General features: G+C 44.6%; 52 protein-coding genes. 50 read left to right on the forward strand and 2 right to left on the reverse strand.

Annotated features, from left to right (window positions below; genetic code table 11):
- The first annotated feature begins 87 nt into the window (after positions 1-87).
- The 49 genes from GT575_RS04945 to GT575_RS05175 all read left to right on the forward strand — a co-directional run bounded on the left by GT575_RS04945 (position 88) and on the right by GT575_RS05175 (position 22,140).
- Entirely contained in the window at positions 88-486 is a 399-nt protein-coding gene (locus GT575_RS04945; protein ID WP_161171626.1) for a four helix bundle protein, read from the forward strand.
- A gap of 385 nt (positions 487-871) precedes the next feature.
- Positions 872-1,990, forward strand: coding sequence for an RNA-directed DNA polymerase (locus GT575_RS04950; protein ID WP_161171627.1), 1,119 nt, complete (start codon positions 872-874; stop codon positions 1,988-1,990).
- Positions 1,991-2,006: 16 nt separating this feature from the next.
- On the forward strand, positions 2,007-2,138 hold the full coding sequence (locus GT575_RS15290; RefSeq protein WP_274601504.1) for a hypothetical protein: 132 nt from the start codon (positions 2,007-2,009) through the stop codon (positions 2,136-2,138).
- Between the two features lie 30 nt (positions 2,139-2,168).
- The gene (locus GT575_RS04955) at positions 2,169-2,633 is read left to right on the forward strand and encodes a hypothetical protein (RefSeq protein WP_161171628.1); all 465 of its coding nucleotides are present in this window, start codon (positions 2,169-2,171) and stop codon (positions 2,631-2,633) included.
- A 15-nt stretch (positions 2,634-2,648) separates the two neighbouring features.
- Positions 2,649-2,870, forward strand: coding sequence for a hypothetical protein (locus GT575_RS04960; RefSeq protein WP_161171629.1), 222 nt, complete (start codon positions 2,649-2,651; stop codon positions 2,868-2,870).
- A gap of 67 nt (positions 2,871-2,937) precedes the next feature.
- Complete coding sequence (locus GT575_RS04965; RefSeq protein WP_161171630.1) at positions 2,938-3,642, forward strand: hypothetical protein; 705 nt, start codon at positions 2,938-2,940, stop codon at positions 3,640-3,642.
- A gap of 71 nt (positions 3,643-3,713) precedes the next feature.
- Positions 3,714-4,778: a GH25 family lysozyme gene (locus GT575_RS04970; RefSeq protein ID WP_161171631.1), complete on the forward strand. Its 1,065-nt coding sequence runs from the start codon at positions 3,714-3,716 to the stop codon at positions 4,776-4,778.
- A 12-nt stretch (positions 4,779-4,790) separates the two neighbouring features.
- The gene (locus tag GT575_RS04975) at positions 4,791-4,964 is read left to right on the forward strand and encodes a hypothetical protein (protein WP_161171632.1); all 174 of its coding nucleotides are present in this window, start codon (positions 4,791-4,793) and stop codon (positions 4,962-4,964) included.
- A gap of 443 nt (positions 4,965-5,407) precedes the next feature.
- Positions 5,408-6,049, forward strand: a complete 642-nt coding sequence (locus tag GT575_RS04980; protein ID WP_161171633.1) for a hypothetical protein — start codon at positions 5,408-5,410, stop codon at positions 6,047-6,049.
- Positions 6,050-6,162: 113 nt separating this feature from the next.
- On the forward strand, positions 6,163-6,372 hold the full coding sequence (locus GT575_RS04985; protein WP_161171634.1) for a hypothetical protein: 210 nt from the start codon (positions 6,163-6,165) through the stop codon (positions 6,370-6,372).
- Positions 6,372-6,581 carry a hypothetical protein gene (locus GT575_RS04990; RefSeq protein WP_161171635.1) on the forward strand — a complete coding sequence of 70 codons (210 nt, stop codon included), beginning with the start codon at positions 6,372-6,374 and terminating at the stop codon, positions 6,579-6,581. Before GT575_RS04985 ends, GT575_RS04990 begins: the two co-directional genes overlap by 1 nt.
- The gene (locus GT575_RS04995) at positions 6,574-6,720 is read left to right on the forward strand and encodes a hypothetical protein (RefSeq protein ID WP_161171636.1); all 147 of its coding nucleotides are present in this window, start codon (positions 6,574-6,576) and stop codon (positions 6,718-6,720) included. The genes GT575_RS04990 and GT575_RS04995 overlap by 8 nt, the downstream gene beginning before the upstream one ends.
- Positions 6,721-6,724: 4 nt before the next feature.
- Complete coding sequence (locus GT575_RS15295) at positions 6,725-6,853, forward strand: hypothetical protein (protein WP_264294165.1); 129 nt, start codon at positions 6,725-6,727, stop codon at positions 6,851-6,853.
- Positions 6,843-7,013 carry a hypothetical protein gene (locus GT575_RS05000; protein ID WP_161171637.1) on the forward strand — a complete coding sequence of 57 codons (171 nt, stop codon included), beginning with the start codon at positions 6,843-6,845 and terminating at the stop codon, positions 7,011-7,013. The genes GT575_RS15295 and GT575_RS05000 overlap by 11 nt, the downstream gene beginning before the upstream one ends.
- 48 nt (positions 7,014-7,061) lie before the next feature.
- Complete coding sequence (locus GT575_RS05005) at positions 7,062-7,277, forward strand: hypothetical protein (RefSeq protein WP_161171638.1); 216 nt, start codon at positions 7,062-7,064, stop codon at positions 7,275-7,277.
- A gap of 14 nt (positions 7,278-7,291) precedes the next feature.
- A complete protein-coding gene (locus tag GT575_RS05010) occupies positions 7,292-7,999 on the forward strand; it encodes a DUF2786 domain-containing protein (RefSeq protein WP_161171639.1) in 708 nt (235 codons plus the stop codon).
- Between the two features lies 1 nt (position 8,000).
- Positions 8,001-8,408, forward strand: coding sequence for a hypothetical protein (locus GT575_RS05015; RefSeq protein ID WP_161171640.1), 408 nt, complete (start codon positions 8,001-8,003; stop codon positions 8,406-8,408).
- Between the two features lie 12 nt (positions 8,409-8,420).
- Positions 8,421-8,651 (forward strand): hypothetical protein, encoded by a 231-nt coding sequence (locus GT575_RS05020; RefSeq protein ID WP_161171641.1) that lies wholly within the window; start codon positions 8,421-8,423, stop codon positions 8,649-8,651.
- Positions 8,652-8,663: 12 nt separating this feature from the next.
- A complete protein-coding gene (locus tag GT575_RS05025) occupies positions 8,664-8,921 on the forward strand; it encodes a hypothetical protein (RefSeq protein WP_161171642.1) in 258 nt (85 codons plus the stop codon).
- The gene (locus GT575_RS05030; protein WP_161171643.1) at positions 8,911-9,477 is read left to right on the forward strand and encodes a hypothetical protein; all 567 of its coding nucleotides are present in this window, start codon (positions 8,911-8,913) and stop codon (positions 9,475-9,477) included. The genes GT575_RS05025 and GT575_RS05030 overlap by 11 nt, the downstream gene beginning before the upstream one ends.
- A 108-nt stretch (positions 9,478-9,585) precedes the next feature.
- On the forward strand, positions 9,586-9,747 hold the full coding sequence (locus tag GT575_RS05035; protein ID WP_161171644.1) for a hypothetical protein: 162 nt from the start codon (positions 9,586-9,588) through the stop codon (positions 9,745-9,747).
- 73 nt (positions 9,748-9,820) lie between these two features.
- Complete coding sequence (locus tag GT575_RS05040; RefSeq protein WP_161171645.1) at positions 9,821-9,994, forward strand: hypothetical protein; 174 nt, start codon at positions 9,821-9,823, stop codon at positions 9,992-9,994.
- Positions 9,966-10,337 carry a hypothetical protein gene (locus GT575_RS05045; RefSeq protein ID WP_161171646.1) on the forward strand — a complete coding sequence of 124 codons (372 nt, stop codon included), beginning with the start codon at positions 9,966-9,968 and terminating at the stop codon, positions 10,335-10,337. The genes GT575_RS05040 and GT575_RS05045 overlap by 29 nt, the downstream gene beginning before the upstream one ends.
- Entirely contained in the window at positions 10,337-10,747 is a 411-nt protein-coding gene (locus GT575_RS05050; RefSeq protein ID WP_161171647.1) for a hypothetical protein, read from the forward strand. The genes GT575_RS05045 and GT575_RS05050 overlap by 1 nt, the downstream gene beginning before the upstream one ends.
- Positions 10,748-10,843: 96 nt before the next feature.
- Positions 10,844-11,104: a hypothetical protein gene (locus GT575_RS05055; protein WP_161171648.1), complete on the forward strand. Its 261-nt coding sequence runs from the start codon at positions 10,844-10,846 to the stop codon at positions 11,102-11,104.
- Positions 11,101-11,388, forward strand: coding sequence for a ClpX C4-type zinc finger protein (locus tag GT575_RS05060; protein WP_161171649.1), 288 nt, complete (start codon positions 11,101-11,103; stop codon positions 11,386-11,388). Before GT575_RS05055 ends, GT575_RS05060 begins: the two co-directional genes overlap by 4 nt.
- 12 nt (positions 11,389-11,400) lie before the next feature.
- The gene (locus GT575_RS05065) at positions 11,401-11,643 is read left to right on the forward strand and encodes a hypothetical protein (RefSeq protein ID WP_161171650.1); all 243 of its coding nucleotides are present in this window, start codon (positions 11,401-11,403) and stop codon (positions 11,641-11,643) included.
- Between the two features lie 9 nt (positions 11,644-11,652).
- Complete coding sequence (locus GT575_RS05070) at positions 11,653-11,832, forward strand: hypothetical protein (protein ID WP_161171651.1); 180 nt, start codon at positions 11,653-11,655, stop codon at positions 11,830-11,832.
- 1 nt (position 11,833) lies between these two features.
- Positions 11,834-12,025, forward strand: coding sequence for a hypothetical protein (locus tag GT575_RS05075; protein WP_161171652.1), 192 nt, complete (start codon positions 11,834-11,836; stop codon positions 12,023-12,025).
- Entirely contained in the window at positions 12,006-12,452 is a 447-nt protein-coding gene (locus tag GT575_RS05080; protein ID WP_161171653.1) for a hypothetical protein, read from the forward strand. Before GT575_RS05075 ends, GT575_RS05080 begins: the two co-directional genes overlap by 20 nt.
- Positions 12,453-12,466: 14 nt before the next feature.
- Positions 12,467-12,847, forward strand: coding sequence for a helix-turn-helix domain-containing protein (locus GT575_RS05085; protein WP_161171654.1), 381 nt, complete (start codon positions 12,467-12,469; stop codon positions 12,845-12,847).
- Positions 12,848-12,974: 127 nt separating this feature from the next.
- A complete protein-coding gene (locus GT575_RS05090; protein WP_161171655.1) occupies positions 12,975-13,409 on the forward strand; it encodes a hypothetical protein in 435 nt (144 codons plus the stop codon).
- Position 13,410: 1 nt separating this feature from the next.
- Complete coding sequence (locus GT575_RS05095) at positions 13,411-13,680, forward strand: hypothetical protein (protein ID WP_161171656.1); 270 nt, start codon at positions 13,411-13,413, stop codon at positions 13,678-13,680.
- Positions 13,681-13,692: 12 nt separating this feature from the next.
- Positions 13,693-14,319: a hypothetical protein gene (locus tag GT575_RS05100; RefSeq protein WP_161171657.1), complete on the forward strand. Its 627-nt coding sequence runs from the start codon at positions 13,693-13,695 to the stop codon at positions 14,317-14,319.
- Positions 14,316-14,750 carry a hypothetical protein gene (locus GT575_RS05105; protein ID WP_161171658.1) on the forward strand — a complete coding sequence of 145 codons (435 nt, stop codon included), beginning with the start codon at positions 14,316-14,318 and terminating at the stop codon, positions 14,748-14,750. The genes GT575_RS05100 and GT575_RS05105 overlap by 4 nt, the downstream gene beginning before the upstream one ends.
- An 11-nt stretch (positions 14,751-14,761) precedes the next feature.
- Positions 14,762-15,454 (forward strand): hypothetical protein, encoded by a 693-nt coding sequence (locus GT575_RS05110; RefSeq protein ID WP_161171659.1) that lies wholly within the window; start codon positions 14,762-14,764, stop codon positions 15,452-15,454.
- Between the two features lie 11 nt (positions 15,455-15,465).
- Positions 15,466-16,539: an SUMF1/EgtB/PvdO family nonheme iron enzyme gene (locus GT575_RS05115; RefSeq protein WP_161171660.1), complete on the forward strand. Its 1,074-nt coding sequence runs from the start codon at positions 15,466-15,468 to the stop codon at positions 16,537-16,539.
- Between the two features lie 42 nt (positions 16,540-16,581).
- On the forward strand, positions 16,582-16,758 hold the full coding sequence (locus GT575_RS05120; protein ID WP_161171661.1) for a hypothetical protein: 177 nt from the start codon (positions 16,582-16,584) through the stop codon (positions 16,756-16,758).
- 17 nt (positions 16,759-16,775) lie between these two features.
- The gene (locus GT575_RS05125; RefSeq protein ID WP_161171662.1) at positions 16,776-17,213 is read left to right on the forward strand and encodes a single-stranded DNA-binding protein; all 438 of its coding nucleotides are present in this window, start codon (positions 16,776-16,778) and stop codon (positions 17,211-17,213) included.
- Positions 17,214-17,326: 113 nt separating this feature from the next.
- Positions 17,327-17,761 (forward strand): hypothetical protein, encoded by a 435-nt coding sequence (locus tag GT575_RS05130; RefSeq protein ID WP_161171663.1) that lies wholly within the window; start codon positions 17,327-17,329, stop codon positions 17,759-17,761.
- An 11-nt stretch (positions 17,762-17,772) separates the two neighbouring features.
- Positions 17,773-18,225: a hypothetical protein gene (locus tag GT575_RS05135; RefSeq protein ID WP_161171664.1), complete on the forward strand. Its 453-nt coding sequence runs from the start codon at positions 17,773-17,775 to the stop codon at positions 18,223-18,225.
- Positions 18,225-18,443, forward strand: a complete 219-nt coding sequence (locus tag GT575_RS05140; RefSeq protein ID WP_161171665.1) for a hypothetical protein — start codon at positions 18,225-18,227, stop codon at positions 18,441-18,443. The genes GT575_RS05135 and GT575_RS05140 overlap by 1 nt, the downstream gene beginning before the upstream one ends.
- Entirely contained in the window at positions 18,440-18,889 is a 450-nt protein-coding gene (locus GT575_RS05145) for a YopX family protein (protein ID WP_161171666.1), read from the forward strand. Before GT575_RS05140 ends, GT575_RS05145 begins: the two co-directional genes overlap by 4 nt.
- Complete coding sequence (locus tag GT575_RS05150) at positions 18,876-19,133, forward strand: hypothetical protein (protein WP_161171667.1); 258 nt, start codon at positions 18,876-18,878, stop codon at positions 19,131-19,133. Before GT575_RS05145 ends, GT575_RS05150 begins: the two co-directional genes overlap by 14 nt.
- A gap of 208 nt (positions 19,134-19,341) precedes the next feature.
- Positions 19,342-19,887 (forward strand): alpha/beta hydrolase, encoded by a 546-nt coding sequence (locus tag GT575_RS05155; RefSeq protein ID WP_161171668.1) that lies wholly within the window; start codon positions 19,342-19,344, stop codon positions 19,885-19,887.
- Positions 19,827-20,291, forward strand: coding sequence for a DUF2752 domain-containing protein (locus GT575_RS05160; protein ID WP_161171669.1), 465 nt, complete (start codon positions 19,827-19,829; stop codon positions 20,289-20,291). The genes GT575_RS05155 and GT575_RS05160 overlap by 61 nt, the downstream gene beginning before the upstream one ends.
- Positions 20,292-20,366: 75 nt before the next feature.
- Complete coding sequence (locus GT575_RS05165; RefSeq protein ID WP_161171670.1) at positions 20,367-20,843, forward strand: LURP-one-related/scramblase family protein; 477 nt, start codon at positions 20,367-20,369, stop codon at positions 20,841-20,843.
- Between the two features lie 66 nt (positions 20,844-20,909).
- Positions 20,910-21,806 (forward strand): hypothetical protein, encoded by an 897-nt coding sequence (locus GT575_RS05170; RefSeq protein WP_055143931.1) that lies wholly within the window; start codon positions 20,910-20,912, stop codon positions 21,804-21,806.
- Between the two features lie 103 nt (positions 21,807-21,909).
- Positions 21,910-22,140 carry a hypothetical protein gene (locus tag GT575_RS05175; RefSeq protein WP_243147843.1) on the forward strand — a complete coding sequence of 77 codons (231 nt, stop codon included), beginning with the start codon at positions 21,910-21,912 and terminating at the stop codon, positions 22,138-22,140.
- A gap of 140 nt (positions 22,141-22,280) precedes the next feature.
- Here GT575_RS05175 and aroA read toward each other — a convergent pair whose 3' ends face one another.
- Positions 22,281-23,558: a 3-phosphoshikimate 1-carboxyvinyltransferase gene (gene aroA / locus GT575_RS05180; RefSeq protein WP_055143935.1), complete on the reverse strand. Its 1,278-nt coding sequence runs from the start codon at positions 23,556-23,558 to the stop codon at positions 22,281-22,283.
- Positions 23,559-23,599: 41 nt separating this feature from the next.
- The gene (locus tag GT575_RS05185) at positions 23,600-24,694 is read right to left on the reverse strand and encodes a prephenate dehydrogenase (RefSeq protein WP_243147844.1); all 1,095 of its coding nucleotides are present in this window, start codon (positions 24,692-24,694) and stop codon (positions 23,600-23,602) included.
- A gap of 274 nt (positions 24,695-24,968) precedes the next feature.
- Here GT575_RS05185 and GT575_RS05190 point away from each other — a divergent pair, with 274 nt between their 5' ends.
- Entirely contained in the window at positions 24,969-26,240 is a 1,272-nt protein-coding gene (locus GT575_RS05190; RefSeq protein ID WP_161171673.1) for a M18 family aminopeptidase, read from the forward strand.
- Positions 26,241-26,310 lie beyond the last annotated feature (70 nt).

Genomic DNA, 26,310 nt, shown 5'->3' on the forward strand with positions numbered 1-26,310 from the left:
AAGCAATAAAATGATGTGCGTCCATAGGACAGTCCGTGTGACATAATTCGGACAGTCCATCGGACGCATTTTTTGTAGGGAGGTAAGATGAGCGATACAGTAACAAAAGGTGCAGAGGGCGAGAGCATAAGACAAAAAGTGGCAGATATGATGGACTACGCCGAGCCGTTCCTTGAGAAGTTTCCAAGACCGGAGAAAGGGTATGCAGGACTTGCAACCAAAATCCGAATGTGTATGAACACTATGGCTGAGAGGGAGATGGATACCCATAAATGCTATTATGCAAAATCAGTCCTCAAGGAATTAAATGAACTCGACAAGCAGGTCCAATATGCCAAATTCTATGTGGAAAGAGCATATAAGAAACGCATCCTCGACCAAAAGAGATTTAATGTGATGAGCGACTACCTCTCGCAGATAGGTAAGATGACCGGAAGTTGGATAAATAAGGTCAATGCCACTGCACAAAACAACGGCAGGAAATAATTTAGCAATTACTTTGGGAACAGGCTATTGCGTTTGCCGATTGCCGGAGGCAACTGGAACAATGGTGCCAATGCGGGTGTGTTCAACTTGAACCTCAACAATGCTCGTTCTAACTCGAACAGCAACATCGGCTTCCGCTCCGCTCTACCCTCATATTGTCAGATTTGCAGGGGGTCTACGGACATCCTGCCAGTACACGAGGGGTAAAGGAGCCTGTTTCCACTCCAAAAAGGAGAAAAACAACCGACCGTATGAGAGCAGTGAGTGCGATAGGACAGCGGTCGGTTCCTCCATTCGGGAGGCTCACGGTCCGTAATGGGAACTTGAAAGCTACAAGTAGCCTTTGGCGAAAGTCGCTATGCAAGAATGTAAAGGTGGTTTTTGGATGAAGATTAAGAATGTGTACGACATTATCTTTTCGATGGATAACCTTTACGATGCTTTTCTTGATGCGTCCGAGAGTCGTAGATACAACAGGGATGTCCTGCGATTTGGCTACGACTCTTGGACAAATCTTGAGGAGTTGAGAGAAAGAGTCCTTCGGGGAGAATACGAGATAGATAGGTACTTTATATTCTTCGTCTACGAACCTAAGAAAAGAATGATAATGTCAATCGCCTTTGAACATCGTGTGGTTCAGTGGGCGATTTATAGAGTTGTCAATCCTATGCTGATTAAGGGATATATCAAGGACTCGTATGGCTGCATACCCGGCAGAGGAGCATTGGGAGCAATGACTCGTCTGAGAGGTTGGTTGGAGTATGTCAGCAAGAAAGATGGAGATTGGTACTATCTGAAACTTGACATCAGCAAATATTTTTACCGGATTTCTCATCGGGTGCTCAAGAATATTCTCCGCAAGAAAATCAAGGATGAGAGATTGCTTGAGGTTCTGTTTGGGATAATTGATTGCAAGCACACTCCGTTCGGATTGCCACCCGGCAAATCCCCGGGAGATGTACCGTTGGAGGAGAGACTGTTTGATGTAGGTATGCCGATAGGAAACCTGCTCAGTCAGATGTTTGCGAATATCTACTTGAACGAACTCGACCAGTTCTGTAAGAGAGTCTTGGGTATCAAGTATTATGTCCGGTACATGGATGACATCATTATTTTGAGTAACAGTAAGGCACAACTCCATGAATGGAGATGGACGATAGATGCTTTCCTCGAGAAAGAACTTGAGTTAAGCCTTAATCAGAAAACCTGCATCAGACCTATCAATCAAGGCATTGAATTTGTGGGATACAGACTTTGGTACAACAAGGTTGTGCTGAGGAAATCAACGACTCTCGGAATGAAGAGAAGTCTCAGAGGCGTAGCAAATAAGTATCACGATTATGAGATGACTCTCGAGCAGGTTACTCAGACATTCAATAGTTATACAGGTATGTTGGAACATACAGACAGTGAGGAACTGTTGGCATCTCTTTATACAGATATGATATTGACGCATGGAGAAAGGAGAGAGAATGAAGAAAGATTTATTCAAATGCTCCCATAGGAAGAGGAGATGCTTTATGGGATATGAGCGATGCTCCGGAAGTTGTAGCCACTATGGCGAGTGCAGCGACTGTAAGTCGTGGTTCATCCCGGCAGGTCAGTATCCGTGTAATAAATGCAAATATCTCAATGTTAAGCCGCCCAAGTAGGCGGTTTTTCTATGGAAGGAGGTGAGGAATGTGAGCCTAAACGATTGGCTGAAAGCAGGAGGCGGTGTCGTACTGCTCTTTATGACATTGGTACAGATTACACCAATCAAAGTCAATCCTTGGTCTGCAATCGGGAAACTCGTAGGTAATGCCGTGAGATTTCTCGGAAAGACCATGAATAAGGATGTGATGGACAAATTGGAGACGGTCGAGAACGATGTCAAAAATTTGAAAGAGAAGCACGATGACCTCAAGAACAGGATGGACAAAGACGATGCGGATGAGTGCCGCACTCGAATACTACGATTTGCAGATGAGTTGCGAAGAGGAGTGGAACATTCTGAGGAGTTCTTCAATCAGATACTGGACGACATCTCAGACTATGAGAGATATTGTTCGGAGCATCCTGAGTACAAGAACAGTAAAGCAGTAAACGCCATCGCCAAGATAGATAAGGTCTATCAGAAGTGCATGGAAGAAAATTCATTTTTATAACAGGAGGAAAAGAACATGAAGAAAATTGATTGGGTCAGAAAACTGACAAGCAGAAAGTTATGGACAGCGGTAGCATCTTTCGTCTCTATGATGATTTTGGCTACTGGCGGCACAGACAACACAGCAACACAGGTAACTGCACTCATCATGGCAGGTGCGTCCGTGGTGGCATACATCATCGGAGAGGGATTGACCGACTATGCCAATAGCGGTTCCAATACCGAGGATGAGGAGTAATCTGAGAAACATATCGTAAGCACAGGGCAGCCGAGAGGTTACCCTATTTGTTTAAGGAGGAATTGATATGAGTTTAATGGTAGGAAGTGCGAGAATTGATGAGAACGGCAAAATCTCCGGAGGAAAGCCGGGAGACCAAACAGGAAACGAAGTTTCTACTCAGCCGTACTATGTTCATTCAAAAGGATGGATTTGCATGAGAGCGAAAAGCGTTCCGGTTGCAAATGCTATCGCAAAAGCAATGTTACAGGCCTGCGAGAACGACAACATCGGATACTGCCAAGGACACCGCACAACTGTAATTGGACAGTTAAGAAAGAGCGGAAGCCTTGCAAAGATTTCTGCCAAGACAGAGGCTGATTGCAGTTCTCTTGTAAGAGCGTGTTGCATCCAAGCAGGATTTGACCCGGGCAATTTCAACACATCAGCCGAGGTATCCGCTCTCAAAGCGTCTAAGCAGTTCACGGAGCCTATTACGGTAACATCCGGTACGAAGTTATACAACGGAGACATTCTTGTCACAAAGACCAAAGGTCATACTGTTGTGGTTGTATCCGGCAATCCGAGACAGGCGGTTTCTTATTACCCTAAGTACAAAGGAGCATCGGGTTCCATTGTTGCGGCACTTGCAGCGGTTGGAGAGAAAGATACATCCAAGGCTCATCGTGCGAAGATTGCAGCCGCAAATGGTATCAAGAATTACGCATACACTGCGGCGCAGAACCTTGAGATGGTAAATCTTCTCAAGAAAGGCAAGCTGATTAAAGCCTAATTTTGAATAGGCATAACACATCGGGGTGGCTGAAAAAGCCGCCCTTATTTTTGTAATAGGAGGAGTTCACTATGGATAAACTTTTTGGTATTGATATTTCACATTGGCAGGGAGACCTCAGCATCAAGCAGGCAAGGGATGAGAGGGGCGTACAGTTCGTCATCGTCAAAGCAGCCGGAGCAGATGCGGGTAAATACAAAGACAGCAAGTTTGAAGATTACTACGCACAGTGTAAGGCGATTGGTATGCCTGTCGGTGCGTATTATTACGGCAATGCTAAGTCTGTTGCAGACGCACAGGCAGAGGCAGACCATTTCCTGTCAGTAATTGCAGGAAAGCAGTTTGAATATCCTATTTACTACGATGTCGAGGGTAATATGCTCAAGAATGCAAAGGATACTCTCACAGACATCGTTATTGCATTTTGCGACAGATGCGAAAAGGCAGGATATTTTGCGGGAGTTTACACATCAGACTCGCATTTCCAGTCTCATGTAGACGACTCTCGTTTACAGAGATTTACTCATTGGGTAGCAAAGTATTCATCCAACACACCTGCAACATCTCACGATATTTGGCAGTATGGCGGCGGTCAGAATTTCATCGCAGACAAGACAATCTGCGGTAGAACAGTAGACCAAGATTTCTGCTACCGTGACTTTCCTGCGGCAATCAAGGCGGCAGGACTTAACGGATTTACTGCCAACAATGATGACAGCAAGGATGAACCGGAAGTGTCCGCCCCGGAGGGAACCACGCTTGAGTTGCTTTGCAGAACTATGAAAGATGAGTTCGGCGGCGGAGATGCAAGAAGAGCGGCACTCGGAAACAGATATGATGAGGTACAGGATGCCATCAATCATATCCACAATGCGTCCGCACAGGAGTTGGCAGATGAAGTATGGACTGGCAAGTATGGAGATGATGAAGTAAGAAAAACCGTTCTTGGAGATAGATGGCAGGAAGTACAGGACATCGTAAATGGTGGCGGTAAGAAATACCATACCATCGAGAGCGGAGAAACGCTCACGAGCATCGCAAAGAATTTTGGAACCACTGTCGATGCCCTCATCGCTCTGAATGACATCAAGAACCCGAACCTCATCATCGCAGGAGACTCTATCAGAGTCAGATAACAGGAGGAAAGAATGAAGAACTACATTGGCGTAAAAATCGTAAAGGCAGAGCCGATGGAAAAGGATGGCAAAGCCGGATACAAAGTAAGACATAAAGATGGCTATGAGTCGTGGTCTCCAAAGAAGCAGTTCGAGGAGGCGTACAGGGAACTTGGAGATGCAGTTGATTTCATCAATGCAAAATAGTTCCGGTTGGCAAGAAATGGACCTCTCTATCAGATACGGTAGGGAGGTTCTTTTTTTATTGTCCGGAATTTGTCCTATGGACAATCTGTGGACGCAAGAATTTTCATCCAAGGACAAAGCAATCAGACGAATGATTTGTACCAAAGGTTTTACTGATTTTTCAAAAGCAATTCGGCATACATTATATAAGAAGAAACTCGTGTTGTCCACAGGACAGTCACACGGACAGTCCTGTGGAAAGTCCTAAACCATACCGTAACCGTAACCGTTACCTATATATATTATATCTATTATGTTCATTGTCCTATGGATGTCCTATGGACGCATTTCTATTATCATTTTGGAGTTCTCCAAATTATTCCGTAAAAATAAAGATATTCCTATTGACATGGTGCAAGGCTGTGTTATCGTACGCTCGCAAAAAAGCAAAGGAGGTACATGGCATGAGTATTATTCCAAAAGAACTGACAGATGAGCAGTTAGCTGAATATTTCAGAGAATATGTAGACGGCTGTCAGTGCAAGGAGAGACATACAGAAGCAGCCTGCAATGAGGTTGAGCAGTACGACAAGATGGTTGCATATTTCTTCCCAAAGGAACTGAAACCGCAGAATAGATTGTATGACAAGATGATGGATGTTGCAGTTGAGTACGAGGAGTCGGGATTTATGGCAGGGTACAGAATGTGCCTAAAGCATTTACAGGAGCAGGAACAGCAGGCTCAGACTAATACAACAAATTCTATACCGGAAGAACCAAAGAAGCAGGAACAGGCAGATACAGGCTCTGTGGATGCCTTGGATTTCATTTCCTCAAGACAGATAGGAGAAATGTTCTCCGCACCAAACGGAAAAGTAGTAAGAAGAATTAAAAATCAGATTTTGCCGTACTGCACAGATGATGAGAGGAGAGAATTTTCTCTGACATCAGAGAGGAGCAGGCAGAATAAATACATCGAAGTCTATCGTCTCAGTAAGAAAGCCTGCGGCATCTATCTCGACCACATGGAGAAGTGGTCCGGCATGATAAATGTAATGACAGGCATCTCGGAAATGAGGAAGAGGATGCAGGAGGTGTTTGCGTAGCTGAATAGGAATATTCCAAAATAATTTCCGTAAAACTATTGACAAATTGGAATGTTCCAAGTACGATAAAGTCAAGATAAATCAGTAAAAACACCGAACAGGAGGTAAATACTATGAAGATATTCAGAATGGCAGATGTGGAGAAAATCGAAGAAATGCTCGCAGCCGGAAAGACGGTTGAGGTTGAGTGGAAAGATGGAGCAACCGGAGATGTAAATGTCGAGACAGTCAAGTTTGTAAGATGGGATGGATTGGTATTTACGACAGGAGGTTGCATCTACACAGGAATCGATAAATTGATTGAGATTAGGGAGGTAGCATAATGCGGTACAGATACTGGTTGACATTAAGACCTGCGATGCCGGGTACAGTTCCGACAAAGAATTTGGAGTGCATCGAGAATTTCGACAGCAGAGCATATAGCGAGGAGGCAGGCAGAGAGGTTTGGGGATATGTTGAGTATTCAGAGCCGCTCACAGATAAGCAGGTAGCCGAGTACGAATTGGTAAAAGGAGGCGAGGTACATGATTAAGGCAGGAGACCTTGTTAAGATTGATGACATCGGACCTCTTGCACAGGTCCTCAAGAAAGGCAGAGGAAGAATGTATCTGAGATTGGATGGCGAGGAGTTTTGGTGTCCTACATCCATTATAAAAAAGGCGGAGGTGTAAGAAGATGGTTAAGTATATTGATGATGGAGTGCTTCTTGGTTGGTATTTTTGCAGAGAGGGTTGTTGTTGGGGAGACGGAACAAAGAAAACAGCAGAAAGAATTGAAAAGGAGATGACGGAAGATGGCAGATAGAAGCAATGCAAGGCTGAACGAAGCGATAGAGCAGCACATCGCACAGTGGGATGGCACGGTGCATGGGTTCTGCATCAAGAATATGTGGGAGAATGGTGCTGATTACGAGAGTATCTGCGAGGCGGCAAATATCGACATCGAGGACTATGAGGATGACTGAAAATATTTCCGTAAAAATGCGTAAAACCTATTGACTTGGCAGGAGGCTATGTTATCGTACGCATACGATAAAAACAAGCCAAATAAGGAGGACGCAGATATTTTTAAGAAGTTCATTCAGAGAATTATAGAAGCAGAAAATCGAGAGGACGCAATGCAGAATGTGTTTTACGGAAATGACGGTATCGACATCGCATTTCAGAGAGAAAAGATTTCTTGGAAAGAGCATCAGATGTTACTTGCAATCATCGAGAAGATGGCATAAGGAGGCAAAATGATATGGCAGAACAGGATTACAGAGAGAAGATTAAGAAGTTGCTCGCTCTCTCAGAGAGCAGCAACGAACACGAGGCGAAGTCGGCACTCTTGAAAGCCAAGAAGTTAATGGCAGAGCATAAGATAGCAGAAATAGACCTCGAGGACATCAGCAAGAAGAAAGTCGTCCACATCAAGACAGAGTTCGATTGCAGCAAGAGAAGAGAAGCGTGGATGATAAGTCTATCGGCAATCATTGGTCAGAACTTTTGCTGTCAGTCATACAGAAGAAAGGAGTACAACAAGCAGGTGGCTACGATATGCTTCGTAGGTCTCGAAGGAGATGTTGATGCTTGCGTTGAGATTTTCAGATATGCAGTCGAATGTATCCGCAGCGGAATTGATGACCTCAGAAAGAAGTCTAAGGATTGCACTCGAGAATACAGAAAGAGACTTTGCGATGGATATGGCTTCGGCTACACGCAGGGTATCAAGGAAGCATTTGAACAGCAGAGGGAACATGACGAGACTGGATGGGGGTTGGTAATGACAGTTCCAAAAGAGGTCAGTGATGAAACCGATGCCATGAAGCACGAGAAGTTCAAAAGTGCTGCACAGGAACAGATGAGTGCAAGAGCGTTTTGGCAGGGCAACGAAGATGGAAAGAAATTCGACCCGGGAACAAAGATTGCAGGAAAAGCAGAACAGAAAATGGCGTTAGGAGGTATCTAAGATGGCAGATTTAAGAGAACAGCAGAAGCAGGAAGCAATTAAGAGGATGAAGAAACTCGGCATCATGGAGCAGCCGATTAAGGAGTTTGAAGAAGAGGGTAAAATCAACCTCTCAGAAGGACCGGGTCTATTGTATTGGCTCAACGATGAGGAGCAGGAAATGGTTAGGAAGTTTGAGGAGGAGAACAACGGACTTGTCTACCATGTCATCAAGACGCAGATGAACTTTGGATTGATGTATTCGTTCTTGTATGTTTCCGAGTATATCGAAGAGTGGAAGATGGATATGGAGGATTTAGGAGATAATCAGACGCTCGCTTATGTGGTAAATACGACAATGCCGGATTGCAGTGAGTTCGGAACCATTGGCATCGAGCCGTCCATCGGTGGACTCAAGAGAATTTGGTAAGGAGGAATGACAATGGGAATGAGTTTTGAAGTCAGTGACCCGGAAGAAATGTGCGGAGCAGATGTTAGAATATGCCCTACCTGCGGCAAGGAAGTAGTGAGAGATGATATGCTTTTCACTCACGATTGCCACGGTATCGCATTTAGATTGGTTTGCTTCGACTGTTATGAAAAGTTGATGGCAAAAGGATATGACGGTCAGTATTATGACGAGGCGGATGAATGCCTCGATGAAGATTATTAGGAGGTAAAGATTATGGCAGAGATGAATTTTTCAGAGGAGCAGATGAGAGAGTTCTGCAAAGAGGCGGTTCCAGTAGTTGAGAAGCTACTGGAAATTGCAAGAAAGCATGGCGTAGAGGGCGGTGTAAGAACTTGGTGTGCCGATGACTATGTTTCTATCGAGGGAACAGGACTTGGCGGTTGGGAACTGCACAAGTGCAGCGGAGAGTATGATATGACCTACAACAAGAGAGTACCGCTCTTTAAGGAGGAGAAGAAAGATGGGGAATGAGATGACTTTAAGACAGTTCTGCGAGAGATACCGCAGAGGAGATTTCCTCAGCAAGGATAGAGATGTTCAGATTGAAGCGGGGTGGCATGATTGGTTTTGCTCAGACGATGCACTTGCCGGGAGACTTGCAAAGATTTGGAACATCCTCAAGGGGGTAGATAGCGATTATGTTCTTGACAATTACAGGGTTTGGTTCAAGAACAACTGCCCTTGTGAAGGACCACTGTATGATGATGTGAGGTTCGAGCCTATTGATGAAGATAAGCGAGATGAATTATATTTCGGAGTTGCTATCGACTGTGTATGGCACGACAGCAAGTATGCTGTTTTCACAGCAAGAAACGGCTACGAGACAGAAAGAGAATTTAGCAATATCCGTGAAGTGAGAGCGTTCATCAATGGTTGGGAAGATGCACTGAAAGACGAGGAGTTCTATCAGAAGCGAGCAGAAAAGGATGCTGCAATGAAGAGGCTGAGTGAGGAAGCCGACATGCTCATCAAAATGGGAGAGGATATTCTGAAAGGGTATCAGCAGGACAGCGAAAAAACTCAGTAAATATGCAGATTTCCTATTGACAGGTAGGTAGGCAATGCTATCGTACGATTGTACCAAATGGTACTAAAAAATCCGAGGAGGCGATAGCCAATCAATAAGGACAAGGAGTTGAGAAAACTGAAACGGAGAGTTGAAGAACTTGAAGCGGAGGTAGAACAGCTCAAAAAAAGAACTGAAAAAAGCAAGGTTCTCGAGATTATAGAGTTGACAGCCTTAATCTTCGAGATAGCCGCTTCGGCTACTGCGATAATCGCAATTTTCCTTGGCTAATTTCAGTTCGTGGGAGGGGGAGTCATACCTCCCTCCTGTTTAATAAGAATATCACAGGAAGGAGTCGGTGTAAATGAAAATCGGTAAAATTGCATTGCACATCGTATTCACGGTATCAATAGCGGCGTTTCTCATCACAGGTAACAGCGTGACAGCCTTAGTTTCCTTTGGAACGGCGTGCATCAACCTTGGCATCCTACTTGGAGAAAGGAGCAGAAATGCTGAAAATCGGAAGTATAGAAGATAACGATGGGGAGTACATCATCCATCGAGAGTTTTACAGACAGGGAATGATTTTCAAGGATGAGGAGGCGTACAAGTTCCATAAGGACCAACCGTGCTACTCTCCGGAACTGTCGGACTCGGTTTACACCGGGAATGACTTCCTTGAATTATGCAACTGTCAGCAGGATTTGGCGGATGAGTTGTTCGAGGGCGTTGACTGGCAACATCCCGAGTCGCTCAAGGAAGATTGGTTCGTAAATGGCGAATGGGTCGAATGTGAGGGATGCGGAAAAATCATCAATTATGGCGATGGGTGCAATGACACGAAATGTCCGAATTGCGGAAGAAAGGTAAAGGTCGGCTAATGGAGAATTTCAAGGTAAAAACAGAACCGGAAATCAATGTGACACAGGAAGATGTTGATGACATCGTAGCGACAGCTTTGGAGGGTGGTATCAATTACTGGTGCAGGAAGGCTGAGGTTGTCGGAGATTATCTTGGAGAATACGCATCTGAGCAGATAAGCAGGGGAGGAACACTGAAACTGTACGACTCTGAGGAAGATGAAGTCTATGAACTTACAAGAGATAAGCTGCTTGATGGAATCAAGAAGTATTGCGAGGATGCAGAAAGACCATATGACATCATGCATGAAGGGGTAAACTCGGTCGGATGCAGTACAGGAGAATACGGACTGGATTGTTGTATGGTGGATGCTGCGGTGGCAGATATGATTATCCAGTATGCAGTCATGGGAGAAATCGTGTATGGCTAAGGCAGGAGCAAGCCAACAGGAACAGAACCCTACAAATATACCATAGATGTGATAAAAACGCTGCATAAGCCTATATCAGAGAGAGGAGGTGCAAAGATGGTTGAAATGCCTATGACAGAACACACAGTTACGAAGTATGTCATCATAGTACCAAGAGGCGACAGATACAAGTATGTCGGCAGAGGATACAATCCAAAGAATGATAACGGATACACCATTAAGCTAAACGGAGCCATGATGTTTGATACTATGGAAAATGCAATAAAGACAATGGACTGGTTTGGGATAGAAGGCTCGATTGGCGAAGTGAAAAGACATACAGAATTAGTACAGGTTTTGAGAGGAAGCAAGAGATGAAAAGTATTGTAACTGAGTATGATAATATCTGCATATTCTGCGGCAGACAGGCAGAGGCGGAGCATCATCTCATATTCGGTACGGCGGGCAGAGAACTCAGTGATAAGGACGGACTCAAGGTTCCGATTTGTAATAACTGTCACAACATGGGCGATAAACTGCACCGGATACATGATAACCCGATGGCAGAGCGATTATCCAAAATGCTCGGACAGGCGATGTTCGAGGCAAAGATAGGCTCAAGAGAAGAATTTAGAAAGAGGTACGGGAGGTCGTATCTATAAGGAGGATAGCAGATGACAGGAAGAGAATTGAGCGAGAATTTGAACTACTTAGGAATGAGTAGCGGTATCAGAAAACTCGCACTGAAAGAAAAATTGGCAACAGCGGAGAAACTCGCAGTTATGAATGAGGTTGAAGTTTGTGACCTTGTTGCAAATGAATATGAACTTGTATATGCAGAGAATGAAGAAATCGGACTTGTCCGCAAAGATAAGATGGACGAGTATAACAAGTTGGTTACGATTATCAGCAGATAAGGAGGACGAATGGAAGAATATACAGTAAATTTCCTTGCTGATGTCGACGTGACGATAAAAGCAGAGTCTCCGGAGGAAGCAAGAAAAAAGGCGGAGAAGATGTTCGGAGAATATCACGATAAGCAGTTTGGATATGCGTATCTGTCAGAGATTAAGTTCATTACAACGGCGGACGGAACGGAGGTGTAGGATGGAAGGACCTCAGAAGTTTATAGATTGGCTATTGGAAATGGGATATTTGGAGCAGGACGATATTCCAACCGATAAGAAAGAGATTATAGCCGACATCAGAAAAGTAAGAACTGTTGCACCGAAGTTTTACAACATGATGATGTGTATGTGCAACTGCGGAGAAAGGAGCAATGACAATGACATGGAATGAGATTTACGAGGCAGCGGACGGAGCAGCCTGCGGAGATGATACGCTCAAGGCGAAAGACGAGGCGAGACATCAAGTGAGATGCCTTGCTATGGAGTTAGGCAGTCCGGATTTGGATAATGCAGAATGTCCGGAGGATGCAGTGAAAGATTACTGCGATGCTATGAAAATTCAGTTTGATGAGAGTGGTAACATTGTAGGACTTGAACTTCCTCATTGGATAGAAGATATTATCTACCGCAGAAAGGATGATGCGTACCTCGAGGAGGATTTGAATGCAACTGCTCAAGAACTGGCAGGAGGCAATATAGAAATCAGCGATGAACAGATGCAGAGAATGGTGGCAATGTACCGCCATGATGAAGATAGTAATGTAGCGATGAACGACACTCTCGAAAGTGTGGTGTGTAGAGTTCTCGGGCGTAACTGATGAAAGGAGATAAGATGGCAAAGGTAATCGAACTCATTAAGGAGTCTATGAAAGAAAAGAAGATGACGCAGACCGAATTGGCGAAGTCACTCGGGGAGGATGTGCGTGTCATCAATCAGCAGTTGAACAGACAGCAGGACCTCAAGGCAGAACGCTTCCTCGAAGTAATGGAACATATTGGATACAGAGTTGAAATGGTTGACAATGACGGCATACGTAAGGTGTGCGAGGATATGCTTGATGATATTAAGGCAGGGAATGTCAGCGGAGATAAGTTTTACATTCAGAAAGATGACGGTAGCATTATCGGCATCAGAGTCTCCAACGGAGATGCTGAGGTCGAGGAATTTTGGAATAAAGCCGATTGTTTCGACTGGCTTATTTCTCATGCTTAAAAGGTTGGAATATTCCAATTTGTAGGCGGAAAATTCCTAAAAAATATCAGTAAAACTATTGACTTCAAGGTAGGCTATGCTATCGTACGCTCAACAAAAAACATAACACCCAAGGAGGTACAAAGATATGATGAAATCAGAGTTTATCGAGAGAACAGGGTTTGAGCCGACCGAGGCAGAATACAGAGAAATCGAAGCAGAGTACATGGGATGCGACATCGACAAAGATGAGTTCTGCAAGGCATGGAAAAAGCAGGGCGGTATTCAGAGGTTGATGAGACTCCGTGCGAGAAGAATTGAGGAACTTGAGGCAGAACTCGTAAAAGAGAAGAATGACTACGACAGAATGGATGCTCAGTATTGCACCAAGATTAACGAACTCAAGAAGCAGATTTCGGACGATGAACTGGCTCTTAATAGCATGAATGCTCAGATGGGATTGATGAGAAATAAGGCTGCGGGAGAAATTGAGGAACTACTCAAGAGAGCGACCGAGGCGGAGAGAAAATTGGCAGTCCTCAAGGAGGCATTCGCAATCATCACAGGAAAGGAGGCTGAGTAATATGAAAGTCACTATTCCGGCTTGGAAATTGGTTGATATGTATAAAGAGAAGTACCCGTACGGTCACTTTTTCGATGACAAGACATTGAAGTTCTTTGGAGAGAGACTCTCGGATATGAGAGTCCTCAGCAAGACAGAGACCATTAAAGATTGTCTCGGAGAAACGCACGAGTGTTATGTTCTGAGTAGATTGCAGAGAAAGCATCCGGCAGGACCGAGAAGGGCATACGCATATTTCGATGTGGAAACACTTGAGCATATTGCAGGATAAGGAGGAATGAACATGGCAAGAGCAGGGATGACAATAAGCGATGCGGCTCACGAGTGGGTCAGAGAAATGAATGCCTATCCGCAGGATATGATAGAAACCCTAATGCGGACAAAGCCGGATGATTGGCACGAAGTTACGATGCCTCGAGTATGCGACAGGGTATATGTATGCAATCTTCCGGACGGATGCGAAGATTACGACCCTAATGGAGAGGTTGAGAATATCGCAGGAGATGTTTACCTCATCAATCTTCAAGATGGAAATACCGTAGAACTTGGAGCAGAAGATTTTGAGGTTGAGCGTGACAGCATTCTTCCGATGTGGGGATGGCTGTGGAGCTTCTCGGACTCAGCGGATGATTATTTTATGGATGAGTTGGACGGCATTAAGAAGATGTCTGAGTGTGGCTTCCGGATTTACGAACATGATGAATGGGGTTATTTCTTCGGAATAGATGGCTGTGGATACTCATTCTATGACGAGCATTGGATACCACTGTACAAAAAGAGAGGTTTGCAGTGGCACGACCCGAAAGCGGAACAGGAGTATCGAATGAGGATGAACGGTTGCGAGAAAAAGAAACTTGGCACTAAGGAGTGTTGGTTCAAGGGAGACGAATTTGTTGAGGAGGTGTTGTGATGTCAGCATTAGATGGATTGTTATTTGTACTACTTGATTGTGGAAGTCTTGACATCTCCATACTGGATGATGTTGGGTACGACCTCGGAGATATTGCGGTTGAATTACAGGAGGAGGGCGTAAAGGTTACTCTGAATAACATCATAGATGCAATTTTTCGTAAAGGGCAGGACGAACTCAAAGATGCTCTCGAGGAGAAGATTTCAGAACTTGAGGGTGAAAGAGACGAGTGCGAAGAGGGTTCAGACGAATACGAAGAGTTGCAGGAACAGATTGACGAACTGGAATGCTGCGACCCGGAGGAAGATGTGGAGTGGTTCTGCAACTGTCTTGACACCTCGATTTGGTTCAGAGATAACGAAGAGATTTACAGGAAGTATCTCGAGGATGAGATTTCAGACATCGAAGAGAATATGGGATTTGAATTTTAGGAGGCGAGAGGATGGATAAGCAGTCGGCAGACAGGATAATCGTAAAGTCAAATGCAAGAATGGAAATCGTTCTTGACTGGTTCTCCAAAAACAGAGAATGGCTGAAACAGCAGGAGTTCCACGCACCGTTAGATGCAGGTGTTGTCGAATTACAGGAAGAATTGATTGAGTTCACATTCGAGAGCAAAGGAAATTTGGTGGAACTGGCGGTCTACCCGGCAGAAAAGCCTAATCTGCCTGCGGTTGTTACATACGATTACGACCCTGTGACTACGCAGACATCCAACTTTCGTTTTGCATCACACCTGCCGCCGGAAAGAAAAATGCTCTTGATGCAGGTAATGGCAATGGATAATACACATCTCAAGGAAGCGTTGAAGTACCACGCTCTGATGTGTTTTATGACCCATTACCGGGAAACGGTAAAGATTGAGGATAAGGGCAGAAGAACCAAGCGGCAGGCTAAGGCGTTACGAAAAGATGTAACGAAACCACTTCCGCTCATCCGGAAGCAATATGTAATTGAGGAAGTAGACAGCAAAGTTCTGAGGCTTCCCGACCAAAAGAGAACCTATACCAAACCGGAACACGAAGTAAGTGTCAGAGGCTATATGAGACACTACAAGTCCGGCAAGAGTGTATGGATAGAGCCGTTTACCAAGTATAGGGGTAAGGGCAAGAACAGAAAAGACTACGAATTATAGGAGGTATCACAATGGAAGTAAGATGCACAAGAAACTGTAAGAAAAAGGACAAGCAGGGCAGATGCCTTGCAGAGGCAATCTCAATCGAAGAGACTGGCTGCGGAGCGTTTATCAGAGTTCCGGAATTTGAACCGTTCAGAGCGGATAATGTTGTTATCTATGACAAGGCGGGCATTCCGTCAGTTATGGTCCGCTTCTCAAGAGTAACTGATAATGACTTGTTCGGAGGCTCATGCAGACCTCATCCTGCGTTTGTGGTGGATGGGAAAGTGTATGATGAAATCTACATCAGCAAGTATCCGAATACAGTAATCAATGGTAGAGCATACTCGCTCCCAATGACAAAGCCGGAAGTGAATGTCACTTATGACGAGGCGGTCAATCTTTGCAGAGCGAAGGGCGAGGGATGGCATCTGTGGACTGCGGCAGAGAGAGGACTGATTGCCAACATCTGTCACAAGAACGAAGTGTTTCCACACGGAAACACGAATAGCGGAGACTGGCATGGAGATAACTCTGAAAAAGGAAAGACTTACGATAGAGGATACAAGACACTGACAGGCTCCGGACCTGCGACATGGAACCACGACCACACACCATTTGGAGTTTCTGATTTATGTGGAAACATTTGGGAATGGTTTGCAGGAATGAGACTGATGGATGGTATCGTCGAAGTTATACCGGAAAACAATGCTGCGGCAGACATCGACATGAGTAAAGACAGCGACAAGTGGGTGGCACTGATGAAAGATGGCAAGCCTATCCGCATCAACGCAGAGGATGGCGGACTCAAGTTTACAACTGAGGAGTCGGGCATGGACTACGATGGATGCGAGTGGGGAGATGCTGAGTTTGAATTTGGTATCACTGAGCAGATGAAAGAACTTGCCCTGTATCCCGGCGAACCGAAGGCATACCTGTATGCAGATACGGAGGGCGAGCGTTTGCCGGTTGCCGGGGGCAACTGGTACGATGGTGCCCGTGCGGGTGTGTTCTACTTGTGCCTCGGCAATGCTCGTTCTCACTCGGACGGCTACGTCGGCTTCCGCTCCGCTTTCTATGGAAAGTTGGACTCTGAGGTTTGATATTTGTAAGGCGGCTGTTAAGCCGCCATGTAAGGAGCGTATATGATAAAAGCGATTAAGATTGTAATAAGGCTCGCAACGATAATTGCCGTAGCAGCGATAGCCGTATGGATTGTCCGTGAATGTTGGCAAGAAATAGAACGGTTCTTGGGTTACATAGGCATCGGCATAGTTTTCTTGATGATATTGGGAATTATCAGTTGGGCGTTTGACGATTAAAGCAGGAGGAAAATAGAATGAATAAAGTTATCTTAATGGGTAGACTCACGAGAGACCCGGAAATCAATTACTCACAGAATGGAAATAATACCTGCATTGCGAAGTACACACTGGCAGTAGACAGAAGATTTAAGCAGGAGGGCGGACAGGAGGCTGATTTCATCTCCTGTGCGGTATTTGGAAAAGGAGCGGAGTTTGCCGAGAAATATCTCCATAAGGGAACCAAGATTGCGATTACAGGCAGACTTGAAACTGGTTCCTATACGAATAAGGATGGCGTAAAGGTTTACACCACGACAGTAATTGTTGAGGAGCAGGAGTTCGCAGAAAGCAAAGCATCCTCACAGAACAACGCAGGAGGCAATTATCAGCAGCCTGCATCCAATAATTCCTCATCGGGCGATGGTTTTATGAATGTTCCGAACGGAATTGATGAGGAGTTACCGTTTGTATAGAAAATCAAAGGATGAGCCGCAAATGTGCAGCGACTGCATACACCGATGGTATTGCCCGGGAGCATTCCGGAAAGACCATTGGTGCGGCAATCATCAGACAAGGAGGAAAAAGAATGAGCGAAGAGAAAATGACAGCATCACTTAGCATTGATGCAAAATATGTTGAGGAAGAGGTAAGCAGAATAGTCAAGGCGGCTATTGTTTCTGCCCTTGGAAATCGAGATGAAATCATCAGAAAGGCTATTGACAGAACGATAGATACCTATGTTGACAGAGATGGAAAACCTTGCAGAAAGGACAATTACAGAGCAAGACCGTATCTCGATTATCTCGCAGAAAAGACGGTAGAGACCGTAGTGAGAGAAGCGATGGCTGAAATGGTCGAAGAAAACAAGGAGGAGTTCAAAACCGAAATTAAAAAGGCTATCGGAAAGCGAAAATGGAAAGAGGACATAGCACAGACTTTTGTTCAGATGATTATTGATGACGCAAAGTCCGACTGGAAGATGCCTGTAACTGTATCACTTGAAAAGCCAAAAGATTATTAGGAGGTGCGAACATGAAAATTTCAGATAGACTCAGAGAATATGCAAAAGCATACAGGGAACCTCCAACCGGAAGAGAAGTTGAAGGAACCGTTGAAGTGTTGGAGGAAGCAGCGGAACACATTGATAGATTAAGCGATGCCAATGGCAGAGATATTGTGTTCAGAAGATGTATCTGCGAGTATGGTACTCAGCCTCAGATTGATATGTGCATTGAAGAAATGTCAGAGTTGACAAAGGCTTTACTCAAGTACAGAAGAAAATTTGCCCTCGCAAGAGGAGAAAATGCAAATCCTACGAATGGAGACACGGACTTGTTTAAGGCAAGAACAGACATCATTGACGAACTGGCGGATGTGAGAATTATGTGCAGACAGATGGAGTTACTCTTCCAAGCAGAAGATGAAGTTGAGAGGAGAATTGATTTCAAGGTGGACAGGCAGTTAAAGAGATTGGAGGATAAGTGATGGCGGTTACTCTTCACGATATAATGAAATCCAATGCAAGGGCAAGATATTCGATGCAGACTCTGAGAGGTAAGACGCTCCTCCAGTGGGCGGTGCTGTGGTTCAAAATGAGTAACGATGCTTTCTATGAACTGTATGGTTTCAATTTCAACCCGCACGATTATCCGATGTTGTACGAGATTGCAAGAGAAGAGGTATATGGGAGGGAACAGAGATGAGAGACATACTTTTTAGAGCGAAAGGCATTGATGAAGATGACAAGGACAGGTGGTACGAGGGATTTTACATAGCCTTGAACGATACAACATATTGCATTAAGGAAGATTATGAGAAACATCCGGACAACACAAAGTATTACATAATTTTCGACCAAATGACCGATTGGGGATTGCCGAACAGGCATCTTCAAGCAAGAATAAATCCGGATACATTATGTCAATTCACAGGAATTGTCGCAAAGGATGGCAGGAGAATTTACGAGGGCGATATAGTCTACATGAGATGCGATGGTCTCAGCGGATATGGAACCGTTGAATTTGACGAAGGAAAGTTCTACATCAACGATACCAATCGTAGGAGGCATTATTTTCTCGACAATCACTCTAAGTACAGAATAGATGGAAATATTTATGACCGTAAGGAGGAACAGAATGGGAAAGATTAAAGGATTTATCCTCAACAGGAGACAGTATGACAAAATCCGCAAAATGGACCATTGTCAGATGACGATGTGGGCGGAGTCGGTTTATAAGTCCGGATATAAAGATGGCAAGGAGACGGCAGAAGCAGACTCCCTCACGATAGACCAAGTAAGAGAGTGCCTGCTCACTCTCAAGGGATTTGGCGAAAAGAGGGTGTCTGCCATCTGCGATGAATTGCAGAGAAAAATGAGCCATACTTCCGATTGACTACGGAGATATGGCTGTGTTATCATTGATAGTTGATGGAATGTAAATTACAAAACAGGAAAAGTGAGGCGAACTCGAAACATGAGGGATGCTATGCTGATAAAATAGCAGAAGAATCAGGACGATTAGAATAAAGGCATGATGTAATAGGGGTGCTGATAATTTATGTACTCTGGATGGGACTTATATCCGGAGAGGAGACAGATATATGGGAAAGAAGATATGCGTGGTATTCCCGGGAATCGGGTATCACACCGATAAACCATTACTTTACTACAGTAAAAAATATATGATGGCACATGGGTATGATATAATTGATGTGACATATGGCAAGCTTTCGGGACATCTTCCAGAGGAGATACAAAAGGTATTTGATGATGGCTGGAATAAAGCGGTAGATTGTCTGAAGGATGTGGATTTCTCGGATGCTGAGGATATAGTATTTCTATCAAAGAGTATAGGCACAGCTATATCTGCAAGATATGTGGCGGAGAAAGGACTTAAAGTAAGAAATATATATTTCACACCACTTGAGATTACCATGCAATATGCCAATTCAAATGGCATAGCTTTTCACGGAACGGCGGATCCGCTAGTGAACACGGGTGAGATAACCAAACTTTGCGAGGAAAGACATATACCACTCTACAGATATGAGGGTGGCAATCACTCAATAGAGACAAAGGATATTTTATGGAACATAAAAACGCAGAAAGATATAGCGGAAAAATATATAGATTATTTGAACTTCTAGGACATACGGAGGGGCAGTTATATATTGCAGAGATAGCAGTGCTCATAACACTGCTTATCGGCACGGCAGTATATATACTGCTCCTTCGTGTCTTGCCGGATACCTCGTGGCTTGAGGGGTGTCAGATACGCCGGTTTACAGGGGTGATATGTCCCGCATGCGGTACGACAAGGGCTGTACTTGCCATACTCCACGGACATATTCTGACGGCTATGTATTACCATGCGGCGACTGTGTATCTGGCGTGCATCTGCATCATATATTTGGTGGGCAATACGATCAGGCTTGCCACAAATGGCAGGACACCGCTTGTGAGATTCCGGTTGTGGTATGTGTATGTGTGGCTTGGGATATTTGTCGTGTCTTACGTGGTGAAGCTGGTGGTGCCGGGATATGTCATATAATGAGCGCAAGTTGAGTAGGCGTGTGCGTGTCATCGCGCTTATGCACGACGACATATGATATAAGGAGTGGATTTTATGAGACTTATGATAAAACAACGGGTATTTGCCTGGACAGATACCTACGATATATATGATGAATGGGGAAACAAAAAGTATTTTGTGAAGTCGGAGGCGTTCCGGCTTACGCATCAGGTTCATGTATATGATCTTGTGGGAAATGAGATAGGACTTATTAGTCAGAGATTATTTACGTTCCTGCCTACATTTGACATCAGTGTTGGTGGCAGACCGTGTGGAAGCATCAAGAAGGAATTTACATTCTTCAAGCCTTCGTACAGTATTGAGTATGGAGGATGGCAGTGTGATGGAGATTTCCTTTCGTGGAATTACAGTGTCACAGTTGGAAGCAGGCTGGTGGCAAATATAGCAAAGCAGCTTCTCAGCTGGGGAGATACATACACACTTGATATCGCAGATCCGGGTGATGAGATCATGGCACTTATGCTGGTGATAGCTATTGATGCGGTCAATTGTTCGCAGAATAATAATTAATTTTTTAGAATTTTATATAAACATGAAGAAGATAGGAATGTATGAGGAGACAGGCAGGAAATAGTCATGAACAAGATATCAAAGTATGTTGTGATTATAGTAGGCATATTGGTAATGGTGGTGTTGCTGCCATTAGGTTATGTTAGATATAAGACGCGTTACGAAGCTGAGCAGATAAGTGTGTTAACGTCTCCAGATGGTGATTATGAGCTTGTGATCTATTCTGTTGGCGACCCGGATTTTCCATTTGGAGCTGCCCATGGAAGACTGGTGCTGAAGGGCAAAGAGAAGACGGTTGCATATAGGTCATTTGAAGTGGCAAATGATGGTGCAAGATTTGACGAAAGCGATCTAAAGACGACATGGTATATTGATCGTGTGGAGGTGGTAGTGTCTGGCTCTGAACAGCGTGACGAGCTTGTGACCATGCGTTTTAATGGGCAGACCAGTAGTAGACGTCTCACGACCAGATATAGAAGAGAAGATACGGATATAGAAAAAGACAGCGAACAAGACTCTGCGATAACGGAAAAAGCTTCGGGTGACAGCAGGGGGAATGCAGAGAGCTCCACTGATTCCTCTGTTGATCCTGATGTAAATGATCAGCCAGAAAATAAGGAAATTACAGTCGGGTATCAGGCGATCTTTGAGAAATATTCAGATGCCACAGCTGGAAAATTCGAAGTATATTACGGCGCCTCGGAGTCATCATCAAGATGTATATTGTCTGAAAGTGATAATTCCGTGGAATACATTGTATATGATGGCAAGTCAGAGAATGGGAAGTGTGGGCTGTATGTAAGGTATCGTACTGAAAAAGGCGGTGGTGGAACATATGATTATGGCAGTGCCGAAATAGAAGATATCTATGCATATGTATTTTCCAGTGGAGAAGTGATAAGCAGTGGAAAGACAAACTGGGAAGATACTGGAACTGATGAGTTTGAGAGGGCAACGGAGTAAGCTGTTGTGAATAGTCCATGAACTGTGGTAAAATGAATTATAAAATAAGACTATTTAAATCATGAATTATATATATAATAAAAAGTATAAAGGCGGTGATTGTATGACAACAGTGAACACGAAAAGTGGGAAGATAATAAATGTAGTATCAAGAGAAGAAGAAAGTAAAACGTTAACGTTGTCTGATCAGGAGATGGATGCCAGAGCTGTTGAGGCGGTTAAAGCTGCAATAAATAAAGCCAGAGTATGTAAAAAACCAATAGCGGGATATGATAAAGAGAATAAAAAAGCATATATTGAATATGCAAATGGAGATATAAAATATGCAAAATAGAAAACCGATGGTTCTTGTATTTGCTGGTCCAAATGGTTCTGGTAAAAGTCAAGAGCACTGGGTGAAATAAAGGCGTCACTGTTATCGTAGGATGCGAAGCATCATAAACAGCAGTGACGCCTTTACTATTGATGAAAAATTTAACGTTCCAGCCCACCCAGATCATCATAAAATCCCGGATATGAGATGTTCACGCACTCGGCTCCGGTGATCTCTGTATCGCCATCAGCGTTAAGTCCTGCGATGGCAAAGCTCATGGCGATTCTGTGGTCCAAGTGACTGTCAATCACTGCACCGTGAAGAGGCTTTCCGCCGCGTATGATCATTCCGTCATCGGTTGCAGTTATGTCTGCGCCCATGGATGAGAGAGCGTTTACCATGACATCTATTCTGTTTGATTCCTTGACCTTGAGCTCCTGGGCATCCCTGATGATGGTCTCACCGTCTGCAAAGCATGCGAGAACTGCTATGGCAGGGATCTCATCTATGAGCTTTGGTATGATGGAACCCTCAATGACACAGCCCTTGAGACTTGATGTCCTGACTGTTATGTCAGCGGTTGGCTCACCGCATCCGCTCACTACATTGGAGTATTCCATATCGCCGCCCATTGCTTTGATGACTTCCAGTATTCCATCTCTGGTCGGGTTGATGCCAACATTTTTGATGGTGATGCATGAGTTCGGAGTGATAAGTCCTGCAACAAGGAAGTAAGCAGCTGATGATATATCTCCAGGTACAAGTATCTTCTGTCCAACAAGATTATCCACAGGCTTTACGGTAGCCGTAGTTCCCTCTGCTTTTATATTGCCGCCAAATGACTCAAGCATGAGTTCAGTGTGGTTTCTTGACACATATGGCTCGGTGACACTTGTCTCGCCGTCTGCATAGAGTCCGGCAAGGAGTACACATGACTTTACCTGTGCTGACGCGACAGGTGAGTTGTAGTGTATTCCATGGAGTTCCTTTCCGTTTATAAGGAGCGGTGCACAGTCATTTCCGAGTTCGGATGTGATGTCGGCACCCATCATGGAGAGAGGCGTCATGATTCTCTTCATAGGGCGCTTACATATAGAAGCATCACCTATAAGCCTGCTTGCAAATGGCTGAGCGGCAAGTATACCCGATATAAGTCTGGTGGTTGTTCCGCTGTTGCCGACATCGAGTGTGCCTTCAGGCTTTGACAGTCCATGCAGTCCTTTGCCGTGTACAGTAACGACACTGCCGTCGTAATCAATATCTATACCCATCTGCCTGAAACAGTTCATGGATGATATACAGTCTGCTCCATTTAAAAATCCGTGTACCTCGGTTATTCCATCTGCGATTGAGCCGAACATGATGGAGCGGTGGGAGATGGATTTGTCCCCCGGTATTGTTATCTCTCCGTTAAGTGATTTTACTCTGTTGATCTTCATAAATTCTCAGTATTCCTTTATTCTAGTGTAATATGTTTTACCTATCGGTTATAAATTCTATAGCCTGCGGCCTTCAGCACATCCTGCGCATTCCGTCTTGCATCAGCATCGTAGAATGAGAGTCTGAGAACCCCTTCCTCATCCTCCCGGTTGTGGGAGACTCCGATGTTCTTGAGGCTTATCTTTGCCTCTGCGATAAAAGCTGTCACCTTTGCCAGCGCACCAGCCTCGTCAGGGATATCTACAAACAGTTCATGGTGCATTCTTATGACACCGCTGCTGTTGTTAGGAATGGAATCCCTGTAATCTCTGGCGGATGCAAAAAAAGCATTTATCCCAGCCGCATCGCGCTGCTTAATATGATAAATCATTTTGTCTATAAGCTCAACATATTCCTGAAGACCGTTTACGATATTGTCAGGATTTGCCAGAAGAATGTGCTCCCATACCACCGGATTGGAGGATGCGATCCTGGTTATATCTTTGAAACCACCGGCTGCCAGTGACTTAAATATATTGTCTGGGCTGTCTGCCGCTGCGACAAGGTTGACCAGTGAGGCGGCTATGACGTGGGGCACATGGCTTATGTAAGAGGTTATACGGTCGTGCTCAACAGGTGAGTATGTGATCGGTATCGCTCCAAGATCTCCGATAAATGTGGAGAACTCCTCAGTCTTGCCCGGCAGAACTCCGTCTGCAGGTGTGATGAAGTAATAGGCATTCTCTATGAGCCTGTCGGTGGCCGCCTCGTAGCCAGATCTCTCAGAGCCGACCATAGGGTGTCCGCCGACAAAATACCTGGCAAGCCCAAGCTCCTGGACTGCTTCGTATATGTCGAGCTTTACGCTTCCGACATCAGTCAGTATGGTGCTGTCTGTAAGAAATGGCTTGAGCTGGCGCAGGTATTCTATATTATAGTGGACCGGTGCGCACAGAAAGATATAGTTGCATTCTGCTATGGTATGGATATCATCTGTATATTCAGTCAGTGTCCCATCGGAGACAGCTTCCTTGAGTGTAGATAGATTATTGTCAAAGCCGACTATTCTGTAATCAGGGAAAATGCGGTGGATGGATTTGGCAATAGATCCTCCGATAAGTCCCAGACCGATAAATCCTATTGAAAAATCATTCATTTTACGTTCTCCTTTAACGGTTTGACGCATAAAAGCGTTAAAGTATCTATTGGCGATTATACAGCCTTTTGAATGACAGGGCAAGAGAAGATTCACATTGCGATAAAAAAACTTGAATATCAGATGTGGATATTAAGCTAAAATAAGAAGTAAGGGAATTGTATAAGCTGAAGATTTGTACTAAAATCTTTGTGGAGAACGCAGACGATGCACATAAGAAAGTATACTGATGTGTGCGTTTGTCGACCGACCATTATAAGGAGGATAATTTATTATGATAGATACACTTTGCAGACTACTTGACGCCGGTGTCACACAGTTTCATGTAGTGAAGGAATGTGAAGCCATGCTGCAGGATCACGGTTACATGGAGCTTGATATGGGAGAACGCTGGGAGCTCACGGCCGGAGGAAGATATTATGTGAAGCCATACTCATCTATGATGGTGGCGTTTGCCGCAGGGGAGATGCCTGAGTATGGCAGGCTGAATATCGGCCTTGCACATACAGATTTTCCTATGCTCAAGATAAAGACTCAGCCGGATATGAACAGAAGCGGCTACCAGACACTGAATGTAGAGCCGTACGGCGGACTTATCAAGGAGACATGGTTTGACAGACCGCTTGGAATCGCGGGCAAGGTCATGGCGCAGACCACGGATCCGTTCAGGCCGAAGGCGTATCTGTATGATTCAGAGCGTGCCATGTGCATAGTGCCAAGCCTTGCACCGCATCTGAGAAAGGATGCACCCGGGGAGAAAATGAATGTGCAGAAGGAGCTCATACCTGTATATGGTCTGGATGGTCAGACTGTGAAGGACAAAGATATATTACAGTATGTGGCAGATGACCTTGGGCTTTTGAAGGACGATATTCTTGATTATGATCTATACCTGTATAACATGGATGGAATGGAGATAGTTGGGGCAGATAAGGATATGATAGCTTCTCCGAGACTTGACAATGTAACTTCCGTGTCAGCGCTTGTTGACACCATGTGCAGAGAGACAAATGGCAATAATACAAATGTTATAGCATTGTTTGACAATGAGGAGATAGGCAGCAGATCAAAGCAGGGAGCAGATTCGGTGCTTCTGTCGGAGATAATAAAGCGTATCATGGAAGGCTTGGATATTGAGGCTGGAGCAGGAAGACGCCTTATGAGAGATGCATTCATGCTGTCACTTGATGTGGCGCACGCAACCCATCCGAATTATTCAGAGAAGAGTGATCCGACAAATCAGATTGTCATGGGGCGCGGAGTGGCACTCAAATCAAGTGCAAGTCAGAGATACGTGTCAGACAGTGAGGCATCTGCGGTCATCATGGCTCTTTCAAGAAATCAGGAGATAAAGATACAGCGTCAGGTGAACAGGTCGGGGATGGCAGGAGGACAGACTTTAGGTCCTATAGCTTCATCTTATCTGCCAGTCAGAGCTGTAGACATGGGAATACCGATACTGGCTATGCATTCAGCGGTGGAGCTTGGAAGTGCGGAGGATTATGCACAACTTGAGAAGATTTGCGGTGCAGTATTTGAAATGTAGTATGGTGAAATCAGGTATTTGAGCAATGTACTTGTGCAGTTATTACGATTGTGTTACAATAAGATGATGT

The organism is Coprococcus sp. BIOML-A2, assembly GCF_009875795.1.
GTDB lineage: Bacteria > Bacillota > Clostridia > Lachnospirales > Lachnospiraceae > Coprococcus > Coprococcus aceti.